The 11096-nt window shown below is 49.8% G+C and carries 9 protein-coding genes; 2 read left to right on the top strand and 7 right to left on the bottom strand.

The window, feature by feature from the left end:
* Positions 1-293: 293 nt before the first annotated feature.
* Positions 294-1010 carry a ComEA family DNA-binding protein gene (locus ACYQ1O_RS11610; protein ID WP_459991849.1) on the bottom strand — a complete coding sequence of 239 codons (717 nt, stop codon included), beginning with the start codon at positions 1008-1010 and terminating at the stop codon, positions 294-296.
* A 179-nt stretch (positions 1011-1189) separates the two neighbouring features.
* On the opposite strand from ACYQ1O_RS11610, the gene ACYQ1O_RS11605 reads away from it, so the two are divergent.
* On the top strand, positions 1190-1915 hold the full coding sequence (locus ACYQ1O_RS11605; RefSeq protein ID WP_459991848.1) for a glutathione S-transferase family protein: 726 nt from the start codon (positions 1190-1192) through the stop codon (positions 1913-1915).
* 12 nt (positions 1916-1927) lie between these two features.
* Here ACYQ1O_RS11605 and ACYQ1O_RS11600 read toward each other — a convergent pair whose 3' ends face one another.
* The 5 genes from ACYQ1O_RS11600 to ACYQ1O_RS11580 all read right to left on the bottom strand — a co-directional run bounded on the left by ACYQ1O_RS11600 (position 1928) and on the right by ACYQ1O_RS11580 (position 9785).
* Positions 1928-5122 (bottom strand): DUF748 domain-containing protein, encoded by a 3195-nt coding sequence (locus tag ACYQ1O_RS11600; RefSeq protein ID WP_459991847.1) that lies wholly within the window; start codon positions 5120-5122, stop codon positions 1928-1930.
* Between the two features lie 170 nt (positions 5123-5292).
* Positions 5293-7158 carry a M48 family metallopeptidase gene (locus ACYQ1O_RS11595; protein ID WP_459991846.1) on the bottom strand — a complete coding sequence of 622 codons (1866 nt, stop codon included), beginning with the start codon at positions 7156-7158 and terminating at the stop codon, positions 5293-5295.
* A gap of 210 nt (positions 7159-7368) precedes the next feature.
* Complete coding sequence (locus ACYQ1O_RS11590) at positions 7369-8655, bottom strand: ammonium transporter (RefSeq protein WP_459991845.1); 1287 nt, start codon at positions 8653-8655, stop codon at positions 7369-7371.
* Positions 8656-8673: 18 nt separating this feature from the next.
* Entirely contained in the window at positions 8674-9012 is a 339-nt protein-coding gene (gene glnK / locus ACYQ1O_RS11585) for a P-II family nitrogen regulator (protein ID WP_459991844.1), read from the bottom strand.
* Between the two features lie 74 nt (positions 9013-9086).
* Entirely contained in the window at positions 9087-9785 is a 699-nt protein-coding gene (locus ACYQ1O_RS11580) for a TSCPD domain-containing protein (RefSeq protein WP_459991843.1), read from the bottom strand.
* Between the two features lie 146 nt (positions 9786-9931).
* Between ACYQ1O_RS11580 and ACYQ1O_RS11575 the strand changes: the two genes are divergently transcribed.
* Positions 9932-10318, top strand: a complete 387-nt coding sequence (locus tag ACYQ1O_RS11575) for a lipocalin family protein (protein ID WP_459991842.1) — start codon at positions 9932-9934, stop codon at positions 10316-10318.
* A 159-nt stretch (positions 10319-10477) separates the two neighbouring features.
* On the opposite strand, the gene ACYQ1O_RS11570 is transcribed toward ACYQ1O_RS11575, so the two are convergent.
* Positions 10478-11038, bottom strand: coding sequence for an REP-associated tyrosine transposase (locus ACYQ1O_RS11570; protein ID WP_459991841.1), 561 nt, complete (start codon positions 11036-11038; stop codon positions 10478-10480).
* Between the last annotated feature and the right edge of the window lie 58 nt (positions 11039-11096).

Genomic DNA, 11096 nt, shown 5'->3' with positions numbered 1-11096 from the left:
AGCTACCTGCAGGCCAACATCACCGGCGGGGCGACCGTGGCTTTCAACGTCGGCGCGGATGCCTATGTGTTCCAGGATGACGGCAGCACCGACATGCTGGTGCAACTGCTGGGTGTAAACGCCAGCAGTGTCAACACCACCGGTTTGGGCGTGGGCGCGGTTTGGATTGCCTGATAGCTTGATCGGCTAAAAGCACTCGGTTGGGTTGCGCCTTGCAACCCAACCCACATTATTTTTGAAGCTTGTTTTGCGCGACTAACTCGATCAATTACCGCTAGCTGCTCAACAAGTGCTTACAGCGAGACCAAAGCACGGATTTTTTCCAGCAATTTAGGCCCCATGCCTTTAATTTTTAGCAGTGCTTCCCAAGAATCGATAGGGCGGGCTGCGACAATGCTTTCAGCCAAGCTTTTGGATACGCCTTTAATGGCGGCAACGTCTTTAATATCCGCTTCGTTCAAAGACACTGGCAATGGCGTTTCGCTGACAGTCTGCTTGGTTTTAACGGCAGGTTTGGCTTTTTTCGCGGTTGATTTTGCCGATGCTTTTTTGTTGTCAGGAAAGCTGACATTAATCACGTTGCTGTCTTCGTGGCGGATGATGGCGGGTTTGTTGTCAACCAGGTAAGGCACGGCAAAGTTCATGTAATCGCGCGTGACATAAGCGTCGCCCATCCATTCGCGCAACATCAGCACCAGTGTCCATTCACCTTCGCTTGGCTCTTGAAAATCCAATTCATAGCGGCAGTTGGCAAGATAATGCTGGTCGTACAGTTCGCCAATACAAGTACCCGCCAAAAACGAGCCACTAAAGTCACCACCGTTATAAGCGTGTGGCAAAGCCCATAATTCCACCGCCAATGTGCCGCTTATCATGCCTTGGTTACGGTTATTGGCGATTTCGGCAATGGTGATGATGGCTTGCTGGCCTATAATTTCGTAGCCGCAATCGCCAGCCATGACGAGGTCGGGGGTAAACAGGGGATCGGTTGTCATAAAGTGGGCGTTCATAAGCGTTCCTGAAGGGTAAAGAGATAATAAATCCGTTTATTTTCACCGTTATTTCATATAAAAACAATCGCTTGTAAATATTATGGCAATATCGCCGCGTTTATCATTGTCTCTCCGGCTGCTTTACACGCTGCCGGTTTAACGGCATTGACACTTTTTAACCTGAAATAGGGAACCCCATGCTGACCCTTTACCAATTTCCTGTCTCCCATTTTTGCGAAAAAGTCCGCTGGGCGTTGGCTTATAAACGTTTGGAATACCGCACCGTCAATTTATTGCCGGGCTTGCATGTCCGCACCACCAAGAAGCTTGCGCGTTTGTCGTCTGTGCCGATCTTGGTGCATGACGGCAAAGCTCTGCAAAACTCCAGCGACATACTGACTTATCTGGACGAAGTTTTTCCGCAATACCCGCTTTTGCCGGAAGACGGAACGTTACAACAAGAAGCACTGGCGTGGGAGCGTTTTGCCGATAAGGAAATTGGTCCGCCAGTCCGACATTTGTGTTACCACACCTTGCTTGACCACCCGAAGGTGTTAATCCCCTTCTTGACAGCCAATGGCTCTTGGTACGGCGGCTTGCTGATGAAGGCGTTCTATCCAAAATTAAGTACGATGATGCGCGCAAAAATGCGGATCAGCCCAGCCAGCACTGAAGCCGCGCAAGTCAAGCTAACGGCGGCAATCGACCGGATCCACGCCCGCTTGCAACAACAGGCTTTTTTAGTCGGCGGGCAATTTACCCGTGCCGACTTATCGGCAGCCGCTTTGTTGGCGCCGCTGGTCTTGCCTAGAAGCTACGGCTTGCCAGCGTCGGAAAGGATGCCCGAACCGTTGGCGGGCATGGTTGATGGCTATCGGGAAAAAATAGCTTGGGTGGATGAGGTTTATCGGCAATACCGCTGATTGCCAAAACGTTTAGTTGGCGGTCAGCGACAAAAAACTGCTCAATTGGTTATGGGTATCGGGCGGGTCAATGGCGGTGTCGAGGATGTAAATGCGGGCTTGGTCGATACCGCCTTTTTCGACCATATATTTGGCAATCGCCTGGGCGCGCCAAACCGCCAAACCTTTTAGCCGCTCTTCTTCCGGCTCGATGACCTCATAAAGCTTTTGTTTTGCCACTTCGTAAAAATCACCGGCTTTCGTGTTTTTTAGCATAGGTGTGCCAAAAAACGATTTGTCCGCCAACAGCGGGAATTTTTCAATGAACATATCCGCCAGCAAGCGTTTGTAATCGTCATCGCTCAACTCGACATATTCGGGGCGGATTTTCTTGGTGCTTTTTTTGTTCAGCTCGTCAGCACGACGGTTTTTCAGCTGGTCGAACAAGGCATCGTGGCGGATGGCAAGCCAATCTTGGTCTTGAAAAGCCGCCCCTTTAACCTCCAAACTCAGCGCTTTGCGCGCTTGCAAGGCTTTGGCGACTTTTTCCAATTTCTCAAGTTCTGTTGGTTCCAACTTGGCACTGCCAGGTGCAAAGTTGACGCTACTTAAGCTTTTCGCTTCACCGCCAAACAGCGAGGCAATGGCGTTAAAAGGCGATGCGGCTATTTTGGACAACGAGTTCATAAAGGCATCGGCGATCACCGCGCCCAAATTAAAACGCGGGTCTTCCAAACTGCCGGTGACAGGCACATCAAATTTGATTTTGCCGCTGCTGTCCTTTAACAAAGCCACCGCCAGCTTGATGGGGATAGTGACGGCGTTCGGGTTGTCGACTTTATCGCCCAATTCGAATTGGTCAATCATTAACTTGTTGGAGGCGGTCAGTTTTTTGTCGGCAACGCTGTAATTCAAATCGAGGGTCATTTTGCCTTTTTCCACCTTGTAACCGGCAAACTGCACCATGTAAGGCGACACCAGCGGCATCGGCAAACCATTAAAGCTGACTTGCACATCGTATTTGCCGATGGCGGGGCTGATTTCGCCTTTGATGGTTACCGGTGCCAGCTCATAAGCGTTACCGCTGAGCGCGACTTTAACCAAAGCCTCTTTTCCCGAAGCGATGCCTGTTGCTCCTCCGTCCAAACTTTTGATATGGGCAGCAAACGGCAATATCAGCGACAGGTCGGTAAAATCCGACGACCCCTCAATAATGTTGATTTTGGCAAGCTTAAATAAGATTTTATTGGCTTCGGGCGTTTTTGTTACGGTATCCGGTTTTGGCGCAGGGGTAGCGGCTGGCGCGTCTGTGACGATAAGGTTCTGAAAATTCATCGACTTATCTTTGCGGATTGTCACCCTGGCATAAGGTCTTTCCAAAGTCAGCGCATTGGCGGTATAACGGTTCGCGGCGGTATCGACATCCAGTTCTTGCAAACTGAAGTTTTTCCATTTGACGAAATCTTTATTGACTTTTTGATCACGCGTCAGCAAATCGGCAACGCTCACATTACCCCTAAACTTAAGCCCCATGTTGCCGGCTTGCGCAGGCTGTACCGCCAATGTGCCATCGATGTTTAGGCCGCCATCCAAAATGTCCACACGTATAAATTTGTCGTAATACGCTTGGTATTTTTCCAGCTCGATGTCCTGCACGGCAACGGTCATATCGGCGCTGGGCGGTTCAAGCGTGGCATTGCCATTCAATTTCACGGTGCCGGATTTGTTGATGCCTACGCTTAAGGCAAACGGCAATCGGCTGCCCGCTTGGTTATTCAGGTTATCAACCGACAGCTGGGCGGCTTTTATTTGGATGGTTGTTGGTTTTTTAAGGCTGCGGTCTTCAAAATTGGCATTGAAATTATCCACAAGCAAATGCCCAATAGTAACCGACCATTGGGGCTTGTCGGCAGCGACAACGGGATTGGCAGCCGTAGGAACAGCACCCGGCTGTGCGGCGGGCGTAGCGTGGGCCAACAATTCCGCCCAATTGAGTTGGCCTTCCGGTGTCAGCCATACTGACAAATCGGCATTTTTGGCAGTGACCTCTTTAATGGCAAGGCTTTGTTTGCCGAGATCAACCGCCAAACCTTGCACGTCAAAACGGGCCAATTTAAGCAATGGCTGTTGGGCGCCGGTTTCTTGCAGCTGCCAACCTTGGCTAAGCAAACGAGCCTGGGAAAGGTTGATTTGCAGGTTTTTGCCACTGCTGGCCTGAAAGGCGGTCTCGGCATTCAAGCTGGGCAATTTCAAATTCAATTTGCCGTATTGCGCTTGTAAATCTTGGCCGCCAAGCTTGCAGGTCTGGCTTTGCACTTGCCAGCCTTCGCCATTGGTGGTGATGGTCAAATCGGTTTCCAAGGTCAGGTTCGGCAAACTGACTTTGGCTGTATCTTGCTGCAATTGCAACGCTTGCAAGGCCAATTTGGCTTGCTTGATGCTGAGCTTCAATTGCTGATCGGCATAGCTGAATTGGTAATCGCTATCGACGGCGAGATTGCCCTGCACATCCAGCAAAGGCGCAAATGCCTTAATGCGAGCCAAGGCAATATTGTCGATTTTAATGCGCCCTTCCGAAACAATACCCGCCAGCTTGCCCGTGCCTTGCCAATCTATTTGCCCACCAGACAGCAAAGCCAAAGACAACTGCACCGAAAAAGGCTGATCGCCGCTGGTGCTGAGATTGGCGAGCTGCAAATTAATGGGCGTGATGGTTTCGCTGAACAGCTTGCCGTTAACGTTGGATTGCCAAGCCAACTTGCCTTCGGTGATTGCCAAACGGGCAATGTTGATGGGCAATGCAGGACTGCTGTCTTCCGGTGCGGTAGGTTCTTTATTGAGCAAATCTTGGAAATTGTAAGTGCCATCTTGGCTTTGGCTGATAGTGATGACGGGCTTTTGTAAGGCGATTTGCCCAATCATCACCTCGCCTCGGCTTAACGATTGCCAGGCATTGACTTGCACCTGCAAAGCATCAAAACCCACCAAGGCCTGACCATTGGCTTCTTGCAACTGCAACCCCTCAATGCCAACCTGCAAAGGCCACCATTGGATACGCACGCCGCCCAGCGTGGCTTTTCGGCCTGTGTGTTCTGCAAGCAATTGCGGCAATTGCGCTGTTAACCAAAAAGGCAGGGCAACCGCCGTACCGATGGCGATCAAAAGAATGACCAAGACCGAGATCGCCCAAGGCTTTACCCAAGCGGCACTTTTGCTTCGAATTTCCATAAAACCTTGGCTTAATGAATACGGTTGGATTGATCGGATTAAACGCAGACTAACATCAAAAACATTAACCTACCAAAACTGGCAACCATTATGCCATTAACATGCAACACCTTGTAAATCTTTGAAAAGATAAGTTAAGACAAGACCGTGGCAGGACACTTAACGGCGTTTTAAAACAATCTGATCCCTTTGGCAATCACTTGTTTGGCAATCACCTTATTGCCGCCGCCTTTCATCACCACAAAGCAAACGCCATCAATTTCCAACTCGGCAACGATGCGCTTCACCATCGCATTTTCACTGTTGTACAAATCTTTTTCAAAAGCCAGCACGTAGGTTTTTGATTCGGGGTAATGCTGCATCCTCTTTTCAGCCAACCACGCCCGCTTGATGCCCTTGATGGATTCAACTTGGGAATGGATCCGCTGGAATGCCGCTGCGGCCTGATCGGGCATCAGCAACTCGTCTTTTGCCGTCACCACATCGCGTTCGCGTTGTGCCGCTTGGTTGATGTCATACTGAAGCTCGGCCTGTTGCTGCCAATAGGCCGCTTGCTGCCCGTCATTTTGATTGCGGTAAAAATACACCAGCCACTCGCAAGCACTCAGCTTTAAGCTTTGCCGCTTTTCCATCACCTGCTGCATAAGCTCAACGCCGGCAATATCATTCGCCGCCAACAGCAAGCGAGCCAAGACAAAATCGGCATTGGCATCGTCAGGGTTTCGGTCTTTATACTGCTTGAACAAGGCAAAATAATCTTGGTCGGGCGCAAACTCTTCGGTCAACACGGCTTTTTGCCAAAGGCCGTCAGCATCCAATTGCTCTGGCGGCTGTTGGTTAAGTTCTGCCAATTTGGCGCGGCCTTGTTGGACATATTGATGGCGTTCTTGCCATGCGGAGGCGTTGCGTTCAAGCCATTGCTGGTCAAAATGGGCGATGATCGTCGGCAAACTGGCTGACAGCCATTGTTCGGCAGCAGAAACCGGTGCGGGAACTGGCGCGCTGGCGGCACATTGCAAAGCGGCAAGGCGGTCTTTTAAAGCCGGATGAGTGTCGAAATGGGCGGTTTTGACTTGCAATGCCTTGTCGAGATGGCTTTGTAAGGCGGTTTCGTCAAAACCTGTTTTTTGTAAGTAGTTTTGCAGCTGTTGGTAGGGCGAACCGTTCGGTTCAGCCCAATCATCGGCTTGTTTAAAGAAGGGTTGCCAATAGTGTTCATTCAAGACGTTATGGACAACGTGGCTGTTGACCAACGCATGGGCAATCGCTTCGCGGGATGTCAGTTGTGCGGCAATAGCATCGGCGCTGTATTCGTTGGCGCGCGCCAAGGCAAAGGAATAAGCGGCAAACGTAGGCGTATACCAGTCAAAAAAACGCCGCAACAATTGGGCGCCGAAATTATTTTGCTGGGATAAGCCGTGCATAATGCGTTCCCAGCTTTGGCGGACGCGGTAAATCCAACCGGAAAAACGGCTATGCTTGCCCGACAAATGACCCAGTTCGTGGGCAATCACCGAGCTGGCCTGCTCCGGCGACATGCTCAGCAATAATTCCAAGCCCAGGATCAGGCTGTTTTTGTGCCAACCCAACACACCCAGTCGTGGACTTTGCAGCAAGGCGGCATTGTATTCGGGAGTCAGGATGACTTGATGGACTTTCGGCGCTTTCAGCTTGCGGCTCAAGCGCCGCAGTTCGGCAAACAACAACGGATGCTGCTTGGGCTTTAAGCGATAACCGACAGGCTGCCCAAATTTGACCCACAAAGCCCGCAGCAACACATAAATCATCACCAACAGCGCAAAAATCAGCTTGGTTTTCACCAACACCAACAAGATTGCCGTATTGGCAAAAGCCGCCCAGCCGATGCCCGCCACTAACGCCAGCAAAAGGCTTAACGCGCCAAAAATGACCACATAACCCAAAACCGCTAAAGCCGCGACTTTGATGTTATATAAACGTGGGTTGGCTTGGATTTCTTGCTCTGCCGCTTCAATCAGTTGCTCAAAGCGCAGCCTGCGTTGGGTGGTTGACTGCATGGAAAATCTCCACAAACGGATGATGGCCCAATGCCGCTTGCTAAGCCGCCCGTTCGGAACATGCCACAGAATGAATGGAAGCCTTAACTTGGCAACATTGGCTGATAACCACCCTGCCGTTGCGGGTGGCAGTAAAGCGATAAGACAAGGGCATACGGAAACCCTGAAAACCGCCGTATGCCCTCGGTTAAATGGGATTAAACAGAAAGCTTACAAATCCAAATAACCGGTTTCTTCATGCAGTACCTGATCCAAGCCCTGCACTTCTTCATCGGGGCTGACCCTTAGACCCATCCAGCCATCCAAGCCTTTTAAGATCAGATAACTGAACAGCGCGCTCCAAACAATCGTCACCACGACAGCCAAAGCCTGCACGCCCACTTGGTCAAGGATGCTGACACCCTCTTTCAAGCCCATGCCGCCCAATTGGCTAGCGGCAAACACACCCGTCAACAGGGAGCCGGTGATACCACCGATGCCATGCACGGGAAACACGTCCAGCGAATCGTCGATTTTTAAACTGCGTTTGACGTATTGGGTGGCATAAAAACACACCACACCCGCCACTACACCAATCACAAGACCGCCCAATGGGCCGACAAAACCTGATGCAGGAGTAATCGTACCTAAGCCTGCCACCATACCGGTGACAATACCCAAAACGCTGGGCTTGCCGAAACGTTGCCATTCAATGAACATCCACGTCAACGCACCACTGGCGGCACCAATGTGGGTGACCAGCATGGTCATACCGGCTTTGCCGTCTGCGGTTAACGCGCTACCGGCGTTAAAACCGTACCAACCGACCCACAACATGCCAGCACCGGTCACGACCATGGTCATGTTATGCGGCGGCATCGCCGTATTGGGAAAGCCTTTGCGGTTACCCAGTACCAAAGCCGACACCAAAGCGGCAACACCGGCATTCACGTGGATGACGATACCACCGGCAAAATCCATCGCCCCCAATTGCGCCAGCCAACCGCCGCCCCAAATCCAATGGCAAATCGGCACATAGACAATCAGCAACCACAGCGTGCTAAACCAAAGCATGGCAGAAAACTTCATGCGTTCGGCAAACGCGCCAACGATCAAAGCAGGTGTGATAATGGCGAACGTCATCTGGAACATAAAATACACGGTTTCAGGAATATCGCCGGTGAGCGAAGCAGTATCCACACCCGCCAAAAAGACTTTGCTTAAACCACCCAGAAACGGTTGCCAAGCACCGCCATCGGCAAAAATAACGCTATAAACACCTGCCAACCACAACAGCGACACCACACAAGTAATGGCAAAACACTGCATCAATACCGACAACACGTTTTTGCTGCGCACCAAACCGCCATAAAACAGCGACAAGCCCGGCAATGTCATAAACAGCACCAAAGCGGTTGAAGTGAGTACCCAAGCCGTATTGGCGGCATTCAATTCGGCAGCAGCAGCCATCCCTGGAAGCATAAGCCCCAAGGACAGCAGAATAAATTTTAAAAACATGAGCTTTCCCTGCGGGTATTAAATGGCGTCCTCGCCTGTTTCACCGGTTCTGATTCTGATGACTTGGCCTAAATCAGCCACAAAAATTTTACCGTCGCCAATTTTGCCGGTGTTGGCAGAGCGCACAATATGCTCAACCACCTTATCCACCAAGCTATCGGCAACCGCTATTTCCAATTTCACTTTCGGTAAAAAATCGACCACGTACTCAGCGCCACGGTACAACTCGGTATGGCCTTTTTGACGACCAAAGCCTTTCACTTCCGTTGCCGTAATACCGGTCACGCCAATTTCCGACAAAGCCTCGCGGACATCGTCCAGCTTAAAAGGCTTGATAATGGCTGTTATCAGTTTCATAGACTCTCCTGTTTTTATTGGTTAATAAAGGCAATAACTGCAGGCATCATAGTGAATAATGGCTGAACATACAATTATTGGCACTTGCTGTCGCCACAATTGAGACAGGTCATACAGCCGTCCATCAGCACCACCGCCTTGGTTTGGCATTTGACACATAAAATGGCTTGGGCCGGATACGCGCCATCTTCATCCAAACTGGGGTCATCGCCATGAATCGCCTCAAATTCTTTACGTTTGGCGGCTAAAAACTGCTTTTGCTGATCGTCGAAATCTTTATCTTTAATCATACCAATCGACTTCAAATGCGATTCAATGGCATAACCAATTTCCGCCACCAACGACGGCATAAACACCCCGCCTTTCTTAAAATAACCGCCTTTCGGATCGAACACCGCTTTTAGCTCCTCCACCAAAAAGCAGGTATCGCCACCTTTACGGAACACCGCCGAAATAACCCGCGTCAACGCCAACACCCATTGAAAATGCTCCATATTTTTGGAATTGATGAACACCTCATAAGGGCGGCGCTCCTCGTGTTCGGTGCCTTGGTTCAAAATCATGTCATTAATGGTGATGTACAAAGCATGTTCCGACTGCGGTGTTTTAATCTTGTAAGTTGACCCGTACAAAATCTCCGGACGCGCCACGTTTTCGTGCATGCTCTCCAGCGAATTGACTTTAGCCTGGTCGGCCTGCTGTTCCGCCTGGGCTTTGTCTTCGGCAGTTAACACCTTATAGCCGGTAATTTTTTTATCTAATTTGTAAGTCATTGTTATAGTTTATAAAAGTAAATTAATAAGAAAAGCTTCCCGCATTAATCACCGCTATCTTTAAAAACCAGCAATTAAAAATAGGGTTCTAACACAAGCAAGCGTAGAATGATTGTTGACAATTTATTTTAAATAGAGAAACAATTATGAAACCCGTCAATCTTACCGCCCTTGCCTTGGCTTTGTGCTTATCCGCCCAACTGGCTTACGCCGACATCGCCATCACCTCAAAAGACGACATCAACGGCACATGGAAACTGCAATACACCAAAAACTCGCTCACCGCCAAAGAAACCATCCCACGGGTAGACACCTGGATATTTAAAGATGGCAAAGTCACCATCATGAACATCCCCCGCGAAGAAGGCCACTACAACCAAAACCCCATCAACTTCGAACTGGAAAACGGCAAACTTAAAGTACCGTATATCGGCCGCTCCGGCTTTGACACCTTCGCCCTCGTCGAACGCACCGACAACACCATGACGTTAAAAGGCAAGTTTGGTGAGCATTATTATTTTGTAAAAAAATAAGCCGTACAGAATGCGTACCGTTTTCAAATATTTTGGGTTAGTCTGTGTTTTTGTATCCCTGTAGAGTACGCATTGCGTACCTTTTAGAAGATGGGTTTAACATAAAAATTTGAGAAGGTACGCAATGCGTACCCTACGAATACCTAGGTTTAACCGCATTCACTCGCCTAAACATTCAATTTTTGACAACTCAACAAACTCCTCACCCGCCATCCCCCAATTGACTGGATAAGCCCCCTGCCCTACCCAACGATGGAACGAAGAATAAGGCCAATCCTGCACACGTTTAACCAAGCCATGTTTTACCGGATTAAAATGCAAATAATCAAAATGGTTTTGGTAATCCCGTTCGTCACGTAAAGCATGCTCCCAAAACCGCCGTTGCCAAACACCGCGCCGACGATGAAGTAAATTTGAAGCCGTGACCGCCTGTTCAGCACCGCCCAATACTAGCCACGATTGGGTAAAATGCTTTTTGATGATTCCCCAGCGTTTAGAATAATCGCAACTATCAGCCGGCAACGTCCAAATGCTATGCACATGATCGGGCATCATAACCAGCGCATCAACACGAAAGGGTAACTGCTGCTGGCAATGCCTGATTGCATGACGCAAACAATCCCGCGCCACATCATTCGCTAAAATCGCCGCCCGCCGCTCAGTCACCACCGTAAAAAAATACGACCCACCCGGCACATAACAACGACGGTAATCCGACATGGCAAACTCCGTAGGGTACGCATTGCGTACCTTTTAAAAGGTTGGTTTAACACAAAAA

The sequence above is a fragment of the Methylosoma difficile genome, from assembly GCF_054657615.1.
The sequence above is the reverse complement of the archived record's forward strand: the minus strand, read 5'-3'. Positions and strand labels throughout refer to the sequence as shown.

Coding starts and splice junctions, on each gene's coding strand:
- ACYQ1O_RS11610 (WP_459991849.1), bottom strand. CDS start 1,010: ATGAACGCCCACTTTATGACAACCGATCCCCTGTTTACCCCCGACCTC.
- ACYQ1O_RS11605 (WP_459991848.1), top strand. CDS start 1,190: ATGCTGACCCTTTACCAATTTCCTGTCTCCCATTTTTGCGAAAAAGTC.
- ACYQ1O_RS11600 (WP_459991847.1), bottom strand. CDS start 5,122: ATGGAAATTCGAAGCAAAAGTGCCGCTTGGGTAAAGCCTTGGGCGATC.
- ACYQ1O_RS11595 (WP_459991846.1), bottom strand. CDS start 7,158: ATGCAGTCAACCACCCAACGCAGGCTGCGCTTTGAGCAACTGATTGAA.
- ACYQ1O_RS11590 (WP_459991845.1), bottom strand. CDS start 8,655: ATGTTTTTAAAATTTATTCTGCTGTCCTTGGGGCTTATGCTTCCAGGG.
- glnK (WP_459991844.1), bottom strand. CDS start 9,012: ATGAAACTGATAACAGCCATTATCAAGCCTTTTAAGCTGGACGATGTC.
- ACYQ1O_RS11580 (WP_459991843.1), bottom strand. CDS start 9,785: ATGACTTACAAATTAGATAAAAAAATTACCGGCTATAAGGTGTTAACT.
- ACYQ1O_RS11575 (WP_459991842.1), top strand. CDS start 9,932: ATGAAACCCGTCAATCTTACCGCCCTTGCCTTGGCTTTGTGCTTATCC.
- ACYQ1O_RS11570 (WP_459991841.1), bottom strand. CDS start 11,038: ATGTCGGATTACCGTCGTTGTTATGTGCCGGGTGGGTCGTATTTTTTT.